Here is a 14,812-nt window from a genome sequence, read left to right as displayed (position 1 = left end):
GGCAGGGTCACTCAAAAAGGTGAAACGTTCAGCAGGATGCGATGCAGCCAGCCCATGCGCTGCGCTTCGTTGATATAGCCATCGCCCACGTACTCGATGCGCGCCTGGGACACCTGGGTCGAGGACACGGTGTTCTCGCCGGTGATGCTGCGCGGGTTGACCAGCCCGGAGAAGCGGATGAACTCGGTGCCCTGGTTGATCGCGATCTGTTTGTCGCCGCGCACCCGCAGGTGCCCGTTGGGCATCACTTGCATCACCGTCACCGAGATGGTGCCGGTGAACGAGTTGTTCGCCTGCGAGCCGCCGGCACCAATAAAGTCGTGGGTGGTGGAGGCGTCCATGCCAAACGAGCCGACCTGGGATGCGCGCGCCGAGGTGGTGGCGAACTTCAGGCCCATGGAGCCGGCGCGGCTGGCGTTGGACGAGGAGTTCTTGCTGGCGCTGACCTGTTCTTCCAGCTGGATGGTCAGGGTGTCGCCGACCCGGCGCGGGCGGCGGTCTTCGAACAGCGGCTGGGAGCCGAGGCTGCCTTGGTAGATCGAGCCGTTGGCCTGGCGCAATGGGTAGACCGGCGCCGGCAGGTCCTCTTCGGGCACCACCGGTTTGTGCGGCAGTTGATCGCAGCCGGCGAGGGCCAGCACGCAGGCGAGTAGATACTTGTGAGCCATGGTGGGGATCTCGCTCAGAGCTGGGTCAGACGCTGGAGCATCTCGTCCGAGCTTTCGACGGCCTTGCTGTTGATTTCGTAGGCGCGCTGGGTTTGGATCATGCCGACCATTTCTTCCACCACGTTGACGTTGGACGTCTCCACATAACCCTGGGACAAGGTGCCGCCGCCGTTCAGGCCCGGGGTGGTTTCGGTGGGCGAACCGGAGGCGTCGGTTTCCAGGTAGAGGTTCTGGCCGATGCTTTCCAGGCCGGCCGGGTTGATAAACAGCGCCAGGTTGAGCTGGCCGACCTGGGTCGAGGTGGACGCACTCGGCGTGGTCACCGAGACGATGCCGTCGGTGCTGATGGTGATCGCGGTGGCGTTGGCCGGGATGGTCACGCCGGCCGAGAGTTTATAGCCGTTGGAGGTGACCATCTCGCCGTTGGAATCGAGCTGGAAGCTGCCGTCGCGGGTGTAGCCGGTGCTGCCGTCGGGCATGTCCACCTGGAAAAAGCCCAGGCCGTTGATGGCCAAGTCCTTGGAGCTGCTGGTCTGTTCCAGGTTGCCCTGGGTGTGCAGGCGTTCGGTGGCGACTTCGCGCACGCCGGTGCCGACCTGCAAGCCGGAGGGCAGGCGCGTGTCGGTGCTGCTTTGCGCGCCGGGCTGGCGCACGTTCTGGTACACCAGGTCTTCGAATACCGCGCGCGAGCGCTTGAAGCCGTTGGTGCTGACGTTCGCCAGGTTGTTGGCGATCACGTCCATTTGCCCTTGTTGGGCTTCGAGGCCGGTCTTGGCCGTCCACAGTGAGCGGATCATCGTTTGGTTCCTTGTCGGTGCAACGGTGCGCTCAGCTCAGGGACAGCAGGCTGTTGGCGCTCTTGGCGTTTTCGTCGGCGGTGCTGATGGCTTTCATCTGCATGTCGTAGCGCCGCGAGTTGTCGATCATCGCGACCATGGCGCTGGTCGGGCTGACGTTGCTGCCTTCCAGGGCGCCGGGGGCGACGCGCAGGGTGTCGTCGGCGGGCAGCGGTTGGCTGTTGGCGGTGCGGAACAGCCCGTCGGTGCCGGGCTGCAAGGTGCCGGGCAATGCCGCGACCAGCTTCAATTTGCCCACCGGGCTCAAGCCGCGCGGGCTCATGCCCAGTTCACGCACGCTGATGGTGCCGTCGCTGCCGAGGGTGACTTCGCTGCCCAGCGGCACGGTGACCGGGCCGCCATCGCCGATCACCGGGCGACCGCCCACGCTCATGGCGCCGGTGCCGTCCACCTGCAAATCGCCGCGCCGGGTGTAGGCCTCGCTGCCGTCGCCGGCCTGCACCGCGAGCATGACGTTTTCGCCCAGGGCCACGTCCAGTGCGCGGTCGGTGTGCACCACCGGGCCTTGACTCCAATCGACGCCGATACCGTTGGCCGCCACCGAAACGCGGGTCGGCAGGCCTTCGCCGGCAACGGGTGAAGACTGCATCTCCACCAGCTGCGCACGAAACCCCGGCGTGACGATATTGGCCAGGTTGTTGGCGACGACGGCTTGTTGTTCCAGAGCCTGGTTGGCGCCGCTCATGGCGGTGAAAAGCATACGGTCCATAGGGTCAGGAACCGATGTTCACGGCTTGCTGCAAGACTTCGCTTTGCGCCGTCACCGACTTGGCGTTGGCCTGGAAGTTGCGCTGGGCAATGATCAGGTTCACCAGCTCCGCGGTCAGGTCGACGTTGGAGTCTTCGGTGGTGCCGCTGAGGATCGAGCCCAGCGAGCCGCTGCCGGCCACGCCAAGCAAGGCCTGGCCGGACGAGGACGTGGCCAGCCAGGTGTTGTCGCCATTGGCTTTCAGGCCGTTTTCATTGCTGAAGGTAGCGAGCTGGATCTGGTCGATGTTCTTGGTCTGGTCGTTGGAGTAGGTGGCGACCACGGTGCCGGTTTCGTCGATGCTGAAACTCACCAGGCTGCCGGAGGTGTAGCCGTTCTGCGAGATATCGGACACCGCCGAGTCATTGCCGAACTGGGTGGTGCCGGTGAGGTCGAGGGTGATCGACAGCTCGGCGGCGCCGTTGGCCGGGTCGTAGGTGTAGGTGCCGGTCTCGCCGCTGGTGATCAGGCCGCTGGCGCTGAAGCCGACGGTCTGGGTCTCGGTGAGCAGGTTGCCGTCGATGGCGGTGTGCACTTCCCAGGTGTTGTCGGCGGTCTTGCTGAAATACAGGGTGCTGGTGTGGCTGATGCCGAGGGAATCGTAGAGCGTGGCGCTGGTGGAATAGGAGTAGGTGGACGAATCGGTCTGGTCGAAGGTGGCGGTGATGGTGTCTTCGCTGGCGTCCAGGTTCAGCTCGGCGTCCAGCTCGCTGCTGGCGCTGGCTTGCAGGCCGGTGGTGGGGATCTGGATCACGCCGTTGACGCCGAGCAGTTGGTCGCCGGCAGCGTTTTCCAGGTAGCCCTCGGCCGTCAGGGTCAGTTGGCCGTTGCGCGAGTACACGGTTTGCGTGCCGTCGGTGAAGGTGAAGAAGCCGTCGCCGTTGATCGCCAGGTCCAGGGAGTTGTCGGTGGTGGTCAGGCTGCCGGATTCGAAGTTCTGCACCACGCCGGAGACCTGGGTGCCCAGGCCCACGTCAGCGCCGGAATACACGTCGGCGAACTGCGTGGTGGAGCTTTTGAAGCCCACGGTCTGGGAGTTGGAAATGTTGTTGCTGACCACGTTGAGGTCGGTGGACGCCGCCGACAGGCCACTGAGCGCTTGGGAAAAAGCCATGGTGTTGCTCCTTTATATAAGTAGGCGAGTCAGAGGACGAGGCTGATGTCGCTGAGGGCGACGTTGTCGTTGACGCCGCCCAGGTCCAGGGCGACCTGGTTGCTGCTGTCGGTGGTGACGCCGGTGACCAGCGCGTACTTGAGCGCGGTGCTGGTCACGGCGACGTCGCTGGCGGTGGCGCTGATGGCAAAGGTGTAGGCGCCGTCGGCGGCGGTGCTGCCGTCATCGTTCAGGCCATCCCATGACAGCGCCTGGGTGCCGGCACTCATGCTGCCTTCATCAATCGTGCGCACCACGGTGCCGGTGCTGTCCTTGATGGTGACGGTGACGTCATCGGCGGCGCTGTCGAGGGTCACGCCAAAGGTGGTGGCGACGCCGTCGCCGACCTGAATGGTGTTGCCGTCGATCAACACACCGTTGCCCACCAGCGCCGAGGCTTGCAGGGTTTCGGCGGCGCTGATCTGGCTGGAGATGCCTTCCAGCGTCGAGGTGACGTTTTCGATGCTGCTGATGGTGCTGATCTGCGCGAGCTGGGTGACCATCTCGCTGTTGTCCATCGGGTCGGTGGGGTCTTGGTTTTGCAATTGGGTGGTGAGCAGGGTGAGGAACTGGTCCTGCAAATCATCCGCCGCCGAGGTGGTGCTGTCGGCGGTGGTGCTGGTGCTGTTCATGCTCGACAGCACCGAGCTGGCAATCGTACTGGTCATGGTTTACGCCTCACCCAGGGTTAGAGTTTTGAGCATCATTTCCTTGCTGGTGGACATGACTTCGACGTTGGCCTGGTAAGAGCGCGAGGCGGAGATCATGTTGACCATTTCGCCCACGGGCTCGACGTTGGGCATGGTCACGTAGCCGGAGTCGTCGGCCAGCGGGTCGCCGGGGCGGTATTCCTGGCGCATCGGCGAGCCGTCCTCGACCACTTGGCTGACGCGCACGCCGCCGATGTTGCTGCCGGCCTGGTATTGGGATTCGAAGACCACTTGGCGGGCGCGGTAGGCAGCGTTGTCCGGGCCGCTGGTGGTGTCGGCGTTGGCCAGGTTGCTGGCGGTTACGTTCATGCGCTGGGACTGGGCGCTGAGCGCGGAGCCGGCGATATCGAAAATGCTGAACATCGACATGGTGCTTCCCTGGATTATTCGGACTGCATGGCGGTCTTGAGCGATTGCAAGCGGCTGGTCAGGAACGTGAGGCTGGCCTGGTAGCGCACGGCGTTGTCGGTGAACTGCGCGCGTTCGCGGTCCATGTCCACGGTGTTGCCGTCCAGGCTCGGTTGGTCGGGCACGCGGTAGAGCAAGTCGCGGCTGGACAGGCTTTGGGACGAGGCTTGCAGGTGGCGGTCCGAGGTGGTGGCCAGGGCCATGCCGCTGCCCATGTGCTGTTTTTGCAGGGAGCTGGCCAGTTCGGTGGAGAAGTCGAAGTCCCGCGCGCGGAAGTTCGGTGTGTCGGCGTTGGCGATGTTGTTGGCCAATACCTGCTGGCGCTCAGCCCGCAAACTCATTGCGTCCTGCTGAAAGCGCAGCTCGTTGTCGAGCTTGTCGATCATGGTTGCGGACCTGTGCATCAAATAAATGAACGGCTCGCAGGTTAGTCCCAAGGTTGCTTGGGCAAAGGCCGAAACAGGCGGCTATTTGGCGACTAATTCCGGCCTTGCCCGGAGGGGAGGACGACTAGAATTCGGCGCTGGGCAGTTCGGAGGGCAGGGCGGATGACGTGGCGATTAGGCGGTTGGGTGTGTTTGCTGTGCAGCGCCATGGCCCAGGCGGATGGCCTGGAGGACAAGGTGCGCGCGGTGATCAGCCCGCGTTTGCCCGCGCATGCGCAACTGGTGGCGATGGACCTCGGCCAGCCGGCGGCGCGCATCGTGGAATGCGCAGAGCCGCGACCGTATCTGGTGCATCCCGAGCAAAGCGCATTCGGCCGGGTGGCGATGGGCGTGCGCTGTAGCAGTGAGGTGGCGGGTTACCTGCAAGTCAGTGTGCGGGTGGTGGGCGACTATATAGTTGCGCGCCAACGCATCACGGCGGGGGAGGTGATCAAGGCGCCGATGCTGGAAATCAAGCGCGGCCCGTTGGAGCGGTTGCCCAAGGGCGTGCTGTTCGATACCGCGCAGATCATCGGGCGCCAGGCCAGCCGCAACCTCAGTCGCAATGTAGTGCTGACCCAGAACAGTGTGCGCGAGCGTTGGCTGGTGGAGCGCAACCAGCAGGTGACGTTGCAGGCCGAGGGCGCGGGTTTCACCATCAGCCGCGAGGGCAAGGCGCTGGACAATGGCAGTCTGGGCAGCACCGTACGGGTCATGGGCAGCGACGGCAAAATGCTCAGCGCCCAAGTGGTGGGCCAGAACGCGTTGCGGCTGCGTTACTGAGTTTTTTCGATCAGCGGGCAAAGTTTGCCTTTTCGATTGCCGATAGTTGATCCAACCCCACAGCAGATGAAGCCCCTAACGTGAAAATCATAAGTGCGAACCTGACCAACCCCCCGGCGCCCGTCGACAGCCAAGCGCCCGGCAGCCAGCGCGTTGAATTGCTGGCGCTGGAAGCCACCGTCGATGACGGTGTGCAGGTTTCCAGCAGCAGTGCCGAGACGCGCGTCGAGAGCTCGGCGGATGTGGACATGGATAAAGTCGCGGCGGTGCGCCAGGCCATTGCCGGTGGGACGTATCAGGTCAGCGCCGATTCGATCTTCGACGGCCTCGCCGCCAGCGTGGGTGAAACCGTCGAATGAGCGCGGGCCGATGAGGTGCAGGTGCCTATGAGCCTGGGCAAACATCTGCAAGTGCAGCAGCAGGCGATTGAGCAGTTGGTGCAGTTGCTGGAGCAGGAACGGTTGGCGTTGGCCCAGGCCAAGGTCGAGGGTGAACGCTTGCAGGAACTGACGGCGAGCAAGCAGGCGGCGTTGCTCAAGCTGGAGCAGTTGGAAGCGATCCGCAGCGGTGCGCAACTGAAGCTCGGTTATGGCAGCGGTCGCCAGGGTGCCTTCAAGGCGGCGGAAGATGCCGACTGCCTGGCGGCGTGGCGGCAGGTGCAGGCGTTGGCGCAACGGGCGCGGCAGCTCAACCTGGCGAATGGTGGGGCGATCAAGCAGCGCATGGCGTGTAACCAGAAGATTGTCGGGTTTTTGAACAGCCTGGGCGGTGACCGGTTGTATGGGCCGGATGGGCGCACGCAGCGGGACAACCCTTGAGTCGGGCCGCCGGTAACTTTTCCCCGTTGTGGTGGTTATCTTTTCTTATTACCATTGGGAACAATTCTTATTCGTAGGGCTGCCCATGCCCCCGCTTCCCGAGCCCTCACCCTTCAACGTTGGCAGCCTGTATTCGGCCCATCACGGCTGGATTCAACGCTGGCTGGCGCGAAAACTCGGCAATGTCAGTGACGCTGCCGAACTGGCCCACGATGTGTTTGTGCGTTTGCTGACCCATCCGCGCGAGTTCGGCAGCGACGGGCATGCGCGGGCGTACCTGAGCACGCTGTCGCGTAACGTCTGTGTGGATTTTTTCCGCCGCAAGCAGGTGGAGCAGGCGTGGCTTGAGGTGTTGGCGAGCCGGCCGGAAGCGTGTGCGCCGTCGGAAGAACACCGGGCGCTGGTGCTGGAAGCGCTGGTGCATTTGCAGGCGATGCTGGATCGCTTGCCGGTGAAGGTGTCCGAGGCGTTCTGCCTGGCGCAGATCGATGGCTTGAGTTACCGCGAGATCGCGCTGCGCATTGGCGTGAGCGAGCGCACGGTGACCAAGTACATCGGGCAGGCCATGTTCCAGTGCATGGTGCTGGAAGCCGAGCTGGACGGCGCCTTGTCGTGAGCACTCCTTCTACTGGCCTGGACTATGCCGCGTTGCAACAAGCCGCTGACTGGTTTGCGCGCCTGAGTGCCGAGCCGGAGGCGCGGCATCTGCATGACGCGTGGCGCCAGTGGCATGGGCGCAACGAGGTCAACGCGTTGGCCTGGAGTTATGTCGCGCGGGTTGGGCAGCGGTTTGCACCGTTGCAGGAGGATGTGCCGGGAGCCAACCAGACGCTGGCACACCTGCGCGGTTCGCAGCGCTCGCGGCGGCAGGTGTTGCGCGGGTTGTCGATTGTCATGGGCAGCGCGCTGCTGGGCTGGGGCAGCTGGCAGCAACGGGGTGCCTGGACCCGCGATTTCCACACCGGTGTTGTGCCGCTGGGCGAACAGGTGTTGGCCGACGGTACGCGTATCTGGCTCAACAGCGGCACGGCGCTGGACGTCAACTTCAGTGCCGGGCAGCGTGAGTTGAAGCTCTATAGCGGTGAAATCCTGATCCATACCGGCAGCGACAGTCGCCCGTTTGTGGTGGAGACCGCGCAAGGTCGCCTGCGGCCTTTGGGGACGCGGTTCAGCGTGCGCGAACACGATGGCCGCACGCAGCTCAATGTGTATGAAGGCCGTGTGCAAGCCGCGTGTGGCGACAGCGGGCAGACGCACATCGTGCCAGCGGGGCAGGGCGTGGATTTCGACCGCCACAGCCTGTCGGCGCTGCACCCTGCGCAACCGGGGCGCGAGGCGTGGGCGAAAGGTGTGTTGATGGCCAACGATATGCGCCTGGAGGAGTTTGTCGGTGAACTGGCCAGCTATCGCCATGGGCATTTGGGGATTGACCCGCAGGTCGCCAACCTTCGGGTGATGGGTACCTACCCCTTGCAAGACACCGATCAGGCGCTGGCCATGCTTGCGCAGGTGTTGCCAGTGCGCGTCGAGCGGCGGTTTGCCTGGTGGGTCAACGTGGTGCCGCGCTGATTTTTTCATCTGTGCTTCCGGTTTTGCGTTCTCATTCGAATTAGAGAAGGACAACGGCTTGATGCCTCCTTCGACCGGAACTGTTTTATGCCTTTATTCCTGCGTAACTCTCCCCAACCTTTGGCCCTGGCGATTGCTTTGGCCTTGGCCGTGCCTGCGAGCCTGAGCTTTGCACCCCTGGCGGCTGCCGCTGAACAGGCTGTACAGCGCTTCGACCTGCCCGCTGGCGCCCTGGCCGATCAGCTCAATCAGCTCGCCGCGCAAAGTGGCGTGTATCTGGCGGGCAATGCGGCGCTCACCGCCGGCAAGACTGGCCCGGCGCTGCATGGCAGCTACTCGGTGGACCAGGCGTTGCAGGTGCTGCTGGCGGGCAGCGAGCTGACGGTGGTGCAGACCGGCGAGGGACGTTATCAAGTGCAGCCGGGGGCGGGCGGTGCTGTGCAACTGGGCGCGATCTCGATTTCCGGCATGGCGCCGGGTTCGACCACTGAGGGCACCGGTCTTTACACCACCTATTCGTCGAGCAGTTCGACGCGACTGAACCTGACGCAGAAAGAAACCCCGCAATCGGTGACGGTGATCACCCGCCAGCGTCTCGATGATCAACGGCTCACCAACCTCACCGAAGTGCTGGAGGCCACGCCGGGCATTACGGTGCTGCGGGTCGGCGTCGGCGCGGAGAACGATACGTACTGGTCCCGTGGTTTCCAGATCAACAACTTCGAGATCGACGGCGTGCCGACCTCGGCACGCCTGGATAACACCACGCAGAACACGGCGATGTACGACCGTGTTGAAGTGGTGCGCGGTGCCACGGGGTTGATCAGTGGGTCGGGCACGCCGTCGGCGACCATCAACCTGATCCGCAAGCGCCCGACGGCCGAGGCGCAGGCCAGTATCACGGGGGAGGCGGGCAGTTGGGATCGTTATGGCACGGGGTTCGATGTGTCCGGGCCACTGACCGACGGTGGCAATATCCGTGGGCGCCTGGTGGTGGACTATAAGAAGCAGAACTCCTGGGTGGATCGCGTCAACACCGATTCGCAGATGGTGTACGGGATTTCCGAGTTCGACCTGAGCGATGCGACGATGCTGACGGTGGGCTTCAGCTATATCAACAATCAGGTGAATGACCCGTTGCGCACCGGTTTCCCTATGTTCTACAGCAACGGCAACCGCACCACCTTCAGCCGCTCGGCCAACAGCGCGCCGGATTGGGCCTATAACGATCGCAAGCAGACCAATGTGTTCAGCTCCATCGAGCATCAGTTCGATAACGGTTGGAGCGGCAAGGTTGAGGTCAGCCACACGCAGAACCAGTTCGATGAGCTGATCAACTATATGAACGGCAGCATCGACCAGGATACGGGGGCGGGGGCTTATCTGTATCCCAATCGCTGGTCGGGCACGCCGCGCCAGAACAACCTTGATGCGTATCTGACTGGGCCGTTCAGTCTGTTTGGGCGTGAGCATGAGTTGATCGCCGGCGTGACGATGTCGCGTTACCACGAAAACACCCCAAGCCATGGTGGTTGGTTTGGCAGCTGGACCGGTTATGACGGCACTGTGCCGAATATCTTCAATTGGAGTGGCGGCGGCGCAAATGTTCCGAATACCACGCCGGTGGGTAAGACACATATAGAAGAGAACCAGTATGCGGCGTACCTGACTTCGCGCTTGCATGTCACCGACAATACGGCTGTGATCCTTGGCAGCCGAGTTACAGACTGGAAGCGCAGCAATGAAGTGGTGACCTACGCCGACCCGAGCCAGAACACCGAGAGCAAGGAAACCCGCAACGGCGTGTTCCTGCCGTACGCCGGTATCGTGTATGACTTGAACAGCACCTGGTCGCTGTATGCCAGCTATACCAAGATCTTCAATCCCCAGGCCTACGGCATTCATGATGCGAGCTACAAGGCGTTGGATCCGCAGGAAGGCACGGGTTATGAGGTCGGGGTCAAGGGCAGCTTCAATGACGACAGACTCAACGCGAGCCTGGCGCTGTTCAAGATCGACCAGGATAACCTGCCGGTGTTTGTGAGCGACCCGGACATCTATCGTGCGGAGCAGGGCACCACGACCAAGGGTGTGGAGCTGGAGTTCAACGGTGAGTTGAGCGACGGCTGGCAAGCGTCCGCCGGTTACGCTTATAGCGTGAGCACTAATGCCGATGATCAACGTATCGTCACCACCAGCCCGCGTCACAGCCTCAAGACCTTTACCACTTACCGCCTGCCGGGCGTGCTCGACAAGGTGACGGTGGGCGGCGGGGTGAACTGGCAGAGCAAGACCGGGATGGACTTGCATACGTTCGAGCAAGGCAGCTATGCGTTGACCAACCTGATGGCGCGGTATGACATCAGCCGCAATCTGAGCGCGACGTTGAATGTGAACAACGTGTTTGATCGCAGTTATTACGCGTATGCGGACAGTTGGAGCGTCTATGGCGCGCCGCGTAACTTCATGACGAGCTTCAAGTACACGTTCTGACCTGGCAATTGCGGGGGGCGATGCATCAAAGTTACACTTGCTAATCATTCTTATTAGCAAGCAAGGCACGCTCTCCATGAAGGTTCCGCCTGGTGCTCCTGTTCTCAGTTCCAACCTGGAGGCGCTCTACCGCTCGCACCATGGCTGGATGCAGCAGTGGCTCCAACGCAAGCTGGGCAATGCCAGCGATGCGGCGGAGCTGGCGCATGACGTGTTCGTGCGCTTGTTGGCCACGCCGCGCACGTTCAACGATGACGAGCATGCGCGCGCTTATCTCGGCCGCATGTCGCGGCATATGTGTGTGGACTTCTGGCGCCGTCGGCGCATCGAGCAAGCGTACCTGGACGTACTGGCGGCGCAGCCTGAGCATCAGGTGCCGTCGCTGGAGTACCAGGCGATCATCCTGGAAACCCTTGGGCAGTTGCAGGCCATGTTGGAGCGGATGCCCAAGCGGGTGGCCGAGACATTCCTGCTGGTGCAGTTGCAAGGTCTGACGCAGCGCGAAACGGCGCAGCGGCTGGGGGTGAGCGAGCGCAGTGTGAACAGTTATCTGGCGCAGGCGATGTATCAATGCCTGCTGTTGGAAGTGGAGCTGGCTGGAGCGCTGATATGAACCCGGCCGCGCCCGATCATCGTGTGCTGCAAGCGGCGGCCAGCTGGTTTGCGCGCTTGCATGCACAGCCGGATGACCCCCGCGCCCACGGCCAGTGGCGGGCATGGCTGGCGGAGGATGCTCAGCATCGGCTGGCGTGGCAGTACGTGGAGGGCATCAATCAGCGTTTTGGCAACCTCAGCGGTAGTGCCGATCAGGCGCATCAGGTGTTGACGACGTTGCGCCGTGATCGCGTTTCGCGCCGAACCTTGCTCGGCAGTCTGTGTGTGGCGGGCATAGGTGGGCTGCTGGCGTCGGCGGGTTGGCGACAGGGCTGGCTGGACTCGCCGCGTGCCCTGTTTGCGACCTACCGCACCGGGTTGGGTGAAGTGCGGCCGATCCGCCTGGCCGACGGCAGCCAGCTGTGGCTCAACGGCGCGACGGCGCTCGATGTGCACTTCGATGAGGGCTTGCGGCAGCTGCGGTTGTATCGCGGTGAAATGCTCATCGAGACCGGTACCGATGTGCGCCCTTTGCAGGTAGTGACGCGGGCCGGGCGCATGCAACCGCTGGGCACCGTGTTTGGTGTGCGGGCCGAGGGCGTGCAGACCACGTTGAGTGTATTTGGTGGCGCGGTGCAGGCTACTTGCGCAGACAGCGGCCTGCAGGTGCGGGTCGCGGCGGGCCAGGCAATGGTGTTCGATGCCCAGGCCGGTGGCGCGTTGGTGCCAGCGCAAGCCCGGCGTCAGGATTGGAGTCGCGGCGTGCTGGTGGCTGAGGACCTGCCGCTGGGCGAAGTGGTGCAGACCCTTGGGGATTACCGTCAAGGTCATCTCGGTATCGATCCGGCGCTCGCCGGTTTGCGCGTGGTGGGGACCTATCCGTTGCTCGACAGTGACCGCGCGCTGGCGATGCTGGAGCGGGCGCTGCCGATTCGGGTGGTGCGCACGTTGCCTTGGTGGGTGTCGGTCGAGGCGCGTTGAAAATAATCCGAAAAACTTTTTCAGGTTTTGCGCGGCTCGCTCGCTTGGTTGGATGACGCTCCTCCATTCGACTTGCGAAAGGATTCATTCATGCTGTCTCGCACTACCGTTTTCTCACGCCGCCATCCCCTGGCTCTGGCTGTGGTCATGGCTTTGGCCGTTGATGTCGTTTCTGCCCAGGCCGACAGCCCGGGCGCTGCTGCCCAATTGCAAACTCTGGAGATCCCGGCAGGTCCGCTGGCTCGTCAGTTGAACCTGCTGGCCAGCCAGGCGGGGATTCTGATCGGGGGGGATGCCACGCTCACGGCCAATAAGCAGAGTCAGGCGGTGCACGCTTCGAGCGTCGAGCAGGCGCTGGCGCAGATGTTGGCGGGCGCCGGCGTACAGGCGGTGCGCACCGGGGAGCGTGAGTTTCAACTGATCGTGCAACCGGCAACGGGTTTGACACTGGGGGCCACCACTATCACCGGCCAGGGCTTGGGGGCGGTGACGGAGGGCAGCGGGTCGTATGCGACCGGGCGCTCGTCCACCGCCACCAAGCTGGCGATGTCCCTGCGTGAAACGCCGCAGTCGGTGACGGTCGTTACCCGTCAGCGCATGGATGACCAGAGCATGAAGAACCTCGACGACGTGATGCAGAACGCCACGGGCATCATGGTGGTCAAGAATGGTGGCGAGCGTTCCTTGTACCAGGCGCGTGGGCAGTTGGTGGACAACCTGCAGATCGATGGCGTGCCGACCAATATCAGCAATGCGTATTCGATGGATGCGATTTCCAAGCCCACCACCGACATTTATGACCGGGTCGAGATTGTGCGCGGCGCCACGGGGTTGATGGAGGGGGCGGGGACGCCGTCGGCGTCGATCAACTTGATCCGCAAGCGTCCAACGGCCGAGCCACAGGCGCTGATTGAAACGTCGGTGGGGTCTTGGGACGACTATAAGACGATGGTGGATCTGTCCTCGCCCCTGAATGAAGAAGGCACGTTGCGTGGGCGATCGGTGATTTCCTATAACAATGCCAACAGCTACCTGGATACCGCCCGGAAAGAGAACCAGCTGTTCTATGGCATCCTCGAAGCCGATGTGAGTGAGTCGACGCTGGTGACCCTCGGTTACAGTTATCAGAAGGAGCGCAATTCGGGGTACGACTGGTCTGGCTTGCCGATCCATACCGATGGCACGTTCTATCCGTTGTCACGTTCGACATCGCTGACGGGGGACTGGAATCATCTCGACAAGCGCAACACTACGGTCTTTACCGATATCCAGCACAGCTTTGCCAATGACTGGAAAGCGGTGGTGGCGGTGAACCAGATGTGGTCCAAGGCGGATTTTCTGGGTAACTACACCTGGCCTGCTGGCAACACTGACCAGTTCACCCTCAACCCACGTCATTTCCGTTATGACGATACTCAGACCAGCATCGATGGCTACGCGTCCGGTCCGTTCCAGCTGTTGGGTCGTCAGCATGAGCTGATCATCGGTGGGAACTGGCGCAAGGATGACTTCGATTACCACGGCGGTCGGGATGCGACGTACCGCTACGTGGTGGATATGAACGATGTGGGGGCCTTTGATCCGCCTGCGCCGACGGCGCTGAATGTCAACCAGTGGAAATACAACCGTACGCAAGAACAGAAGGGCGTCTATATAGCAGGACGCTTCAGCCTGACCGATTCTACAAAGCTGATCCTTGGCAGCCGTTTGAGTTGGGTCAGCTACGACAGCCTGGATGTGGTGAGCCGGCCAGTAACAAACCACTACTCCAAGAGCGGTGAAGTCACACCTTACGCGGGCCTGGTCCAGGACCTGACCGAAAACCTGACGGCTTACGCCAGCTATACCGAGATTTTCAAGCCGCAGAGCAACCAGGACATCACGGGCTCGGTGCTTGAACCCATGACTGGCAGCAACTATGAGCTTGGGCTCAAGGGCGAGTTCTTCGACAAGCGTCTGCTGGGTTCGATTGCGCTTTACCAGTCCGATCAGACTGGGCGTCCTGAGTTGGTGGCCTGCGAGCGCGACTGGTCCTGCTACCGTGCTTCCGACAAGGTGCGCAATCGCGGTTTCGAATTGGAGGTCAATGGGGAGGTGACGTCGGACTGGAACCTCTCGGCGGGTTACACCTACAACCAGTCCAAATATGCCGGGGGTGAGCAGAAGGGCGATGATTTCAACAGCGCTGCGCCGCGTCATCTATTCAAGCTGGCTACCGACTACCGCCTGCAGGGCGCGCTCAACCACATGCGGGTTGGCGGCAGCTTTTATGCACAGAGCACGATGGTGCAGAGGGAGTATGGCAAGACGTACAAGATCCAGCAGGATGCATACCATTTGACCAACCTGCATGCGGTCTATGAGATCAATAAGAACCTTGAGCTGCAGTACAACCTGGACAACGTGTTCGACAAGAAGTACTACCAGACACTGGGTAACCCCAATTACTGGAACTTCTATGGTGAGCCGCGCAATTTCAACATGGCGCTGCGGGCGAAGTTCTGAAGGCGCAGAAGGCTGCCGATGCGGGCGAATGGCAGTCTTCTCAAGAATGTGAAGAAAAGGGTTGACGGCGAATTGTAACTGTCTATAATTCGCCCCACTT

Annotated in this window: 16 protein-coding genes; 9 read left to right on the top strand and 7 right to left on the bottom strand. The window is 62.3% G+C overall.

All coding sequences use genetic code 11. The annotated features are described in order from the left end of the window. Positions 1–11 precede the first annotated feature (11 nt). From B348_RS0109230 to flgB, 7 genes are read right to left on the bottom strand one after another with little or no spacing between them, the layout of a single operon-like run. Complete coding sequence (locus B348_RS0109230) at positions 12–668, bottom strand: flagellar basal body L-ring protein FlgH (RefSeq protein ID WP_017735836.1); 657 nt, start codon at positions 666–668, stop codon at positions 12–14. Between the two features lie 14 nt (positions 669–682). Beyond that, complete coding sequence (flgG, locus tag B348_RS0109225) at positions 683–1,465, bottom strand: flagellar basal-body rod protein FlgG (RefSeq protein ID WP_017735835.1); 783 nt, start codon at positions 1,463–1,465, stop codon at positions 683–685. 31 nt (positions 1,466–1,496) lie between these two features. Next, positions 1,497–2,234 (bottom strand): flagellar basal body rod protein FlgF, encoded by a 738-nt coding sequence (locus tag B348_RS0109220; RefSeq protein ID WP_026136683.1) that lies wholly within the window; start codon positions 2,232–2,234, stop codon positions 1,497–1,499. A gap of 4 nt (positions 2,235–2,238) precedes the next feature. After that, a complete protein-coding gene (flgE, locus tag B348_RS0109215) occupies positions 2,239–3,387 on the bottom strand; it encodes a flagellar hook protein FlgE (protein ID WP_017735833.1) in 1,149 nt (382 codons plus the stop codon). A 29-nt stretch (positions 3,388–3,416) separates the two neighbouring features. After that, a complete protein-coding gene (locus tag B348_RS0109210; protein WP_017735832.1) occupies positions 3,417–4,094 on the bottom strand; it encodes a flagellar hook assembly protein FlgD in 678 nt (225 codons plus the stop codon). A 3-nt stretch (positions 4,095–4,097) separates the two neighbouring features. Then, the gene (gene flgC / locus B348_RS0109205) at positions 4,098–4,505 is read right to left on the bottom strand and encodes a flagellar basal body rod protein FlgC (protein ID WP_017735831.1); all 408 of its coding nucleotides are present in this window, start codon (positions 4,503–4,505) and stop codon (positions 4,098–4,100) included. 14 nt (positions 4,506–4,519) lie between these two features. After that, the gene (gene flgB, locus B348_RS0109200; protein ID WP_017735830.1) at positions 4,520–4,930 is read right to left on the bottom strand and encodes a flagellar basal body rod protein FlgB; all 411 of its coding nucleotides are present in this window, start codon (positions 4,928–4,930) and stop codon (positions 4,520–4,522) included. 162 nt (positions 4,931–5,092) lie between these two features. On the opposite strand from flgB, the gene flgA reads away from it, so the two are divergent. The 9 genes from flgA to B348_RS0109155 all read left to right on the top strand — a co-directional run bounded on the left by flgA (position 5,093) and on the right by B348_RS0109155 (position 14,712). After that, positions 5,093–5,752: a flagellar basal body P-ring formation chaperone FlgA gene (gene flgA / locus B348_RS0109195; protein WP_032864779.1), complete on the top strand. Its 660-nt coding sequence runs from the start codon at positions 5,093–5,095 to the stop codon at positions 5,750–5,752. An 80-nt stretch (positions 5,753–5,832) separates the two neighbouring features. After that, positions 5,833–6,111, top strand: a complete 279-nt coding sequence (gene flgM / locus B348_RS0109190; protein ID WP_017735828.1) for a flagellar biosynthesis anti-sigma factor FlgM — start codon at positions 5,833–5,835, stop codon at positions 6,109–6,111. Between the two features lie 27 nt (positions 6,112–6,138). Continuing rightward, complete coding sequence (locus B348_RS0109185) at positions 6,139–6,570, top strand: flagella synthesis protein FlgN (protein WP_017735827.1); 432 nt, start codon at positions 6,139–6,141, stop codon at positions 6,568–6,570. Positions 6,571–6,655: 85 nt separating this feature from the next. After that, on the top strand, positions 6,656–7,186 hold the full coding sequence (locus B348_RS0109180) for a sigma-70 family RNA polymerase sigma factor (RefSeq protein ID WP_017735826.1): 531 nt from the start codon (positions 6,656–6,658) through the stop codon (positions 7,184–7,186). Beyond that, positions 7,183–8,139 (top strand): FecR domain-containing protein, encoded by a 957-nt coding sequence (locus tag B348_RS0109175; RefSeq protein ID WP_017735825.1) that lies wholly within the window; start codon positions 7,183–7,185, stop codon positions 8,137–8,139. Before B348_RS0109180 ends, B348_RS0109175 begins: the two co-directional genes overlap by 4 nt. An 87-nt stretch (positions 8,140–8,226) precedes the next feature. Further along, positions 8,227–10,632 (top strand): TonB-dependent siderophore receptor, encoded by a 2,406-nt coding sequence (locus B348_RS0109170; RefSeq protein ID WP_017735824.1) that lies wholly within the window; start codon positions 8,227–8,229, stop codon positions 10,630–10,632. A gap of 76 nt (positions 10,633–10,708) precedes the next feature. Continuing rightward, on the top strand, positions 10,709–11,245 hold the full coding sequence (locus B348_RS0109165) for a sigma-70 family RNA polymerase sigma factor (protein WP_050558312.1): 537 nt from the start codon (positions 10,709–10,711) through the stop codon (positions 11,243–11,245). Next, positions 11,242–12,207 (top strand): FecR domain-containing protein, encoded by a 966-nt coding sequence (locus B348_RS0109160; protein WP_017735822.1) that lies wholly within the window; start codon positions 11,242–11,244, stop codon positions 12,205–12,207. Before B348_RS0109165 ends, B348_RS0109160 begins: the two co-directional genes overlap by 4 nt. A gap of 90 nt (positions 12,208–12,297) precedes the next feature. Next, positions 12,298–14,712 carry a TonB-dependent siderophore receptor gene (locus B348_RS0109155; protein WP_026136680.1) on the top strand — a complete coding sequence of 805 codons (2,415 nt, stop codon included), beginning with the start codon at positions 12,298–12,300 and terminating at the stop codon, positions 14,710–14,712. Positions 14,713–14,812 lie beyond the last annotated feature (100 nt).

The organism is Pseudomonas sp. CBZ-4, from assembly GCF_000346755.1.
GTDB lineage: Bacteria > Pseudomonadota > Gammaproteobacteria > Pseudomonadales > Pseudomonadaceae > Aquipseudomonas.
Note: the sequence above shows the minus strand (reverse complement) of the source record. Positions and strands in the feature narration are given on the sequence as shown.

Bases quoted from the DNA above. Each gene is read 5' to 3' on its own strand.
- B348_RS0109160 (WP_017735822.1), top strand. From the start codon at position 11,242: ATGAACCCGGCCGCGCCCGATCATCGTGTGCTGCAAGCGGCGGCCAGC.
- B348_RS0109230 (WP_017735836.1), bottom strand. From the start codon at position 668: ATGGCTCACAAGTATCTACTCGCCTGCGTGCTGGCCCTCGCCGGCTGC.
- flgG (WP_017735835.1), bottom strand. From the start codon at position 1,465: ATGATCCGCTCACTGTGGACGGCCAAGACCGGCCTCGAAGCCCAACAA.
- B348_RS0109165 (WP_050558312.1), top strand. From the start codon at position 10,709: ATGAAGGTTCCGCCTGGTGCTCCTGTTCTCAGTTCCAACCTGGAGGCG.
- B348_RS0109170 (WP_017735824.1), top strand. From the start codon at position 8,227: ATGCCTTTATTCCTGCGTAACTCTCCCCAACCTTTGGCCCTGGCGATT.
- flgC (WP_017735831.1), bottom strand. From the start codon at position 4,505: ATGTCGATGTTCAGCATTTTCGATATCGCCGGCTCCGCGCTCAGCGCC.
- B348_RS0109185 (WP_017735827.1), top strand. From the start codon at position 6,139: ATGAGCCTGGGCAAACATCTGCAAGTGCAGCAGCAGGCGATTGAGCAG.
- B348_RS0109180 (WP_017735826.1), top strand. From the start codon at position 6,656: ATGCCCCCGCTTCCCGAGCCCTCACCCTTCAACGTTGGCAGCCTGTAT.
- flgE (WP_017735833.1), bottom strand. From the start codon at position 3,387: ATGGCTTTTTCCCAAGCGCTCAGTGGCCTGTCGGCGGCGTCCACCGAC.
- B348_RS0109220 (WP_026136683.1), bottom strand. From the start codon at position 2,234: ATGGACCGTATGCTTTTCACCGCCATGAGCGGCGCCAACCAGGCTCTG.
- flgA (WP_032864779.1), top strand. From the start codon at position 5,093: ATGACGTGGCGATTAGGCGGTTGGGTGTGTTTGCTGTGCAGCGCCATG.
- B348_RS0109155 (WP_026136680.1), top strand. From the start codon at position 12,298: ATGCTGTCTCGCACTACCGTTTTCTCACGCCGCCATCCCCTGGCTCTG.
- B348_RS0109210 (WP_017735832.1), bottom strand. From the start codon at position 4,094: ATGACCAGTACGATTGCCAGCTCGGTGCTGTCGAGCATGAACAGCACC.
- flgB (WP_017735830.1), bottom strand. From the start codon at position 4,930: ATGATCGACAAGCTCGACAACGAGCTGCGCTTTCAGCAGGACGCAATG.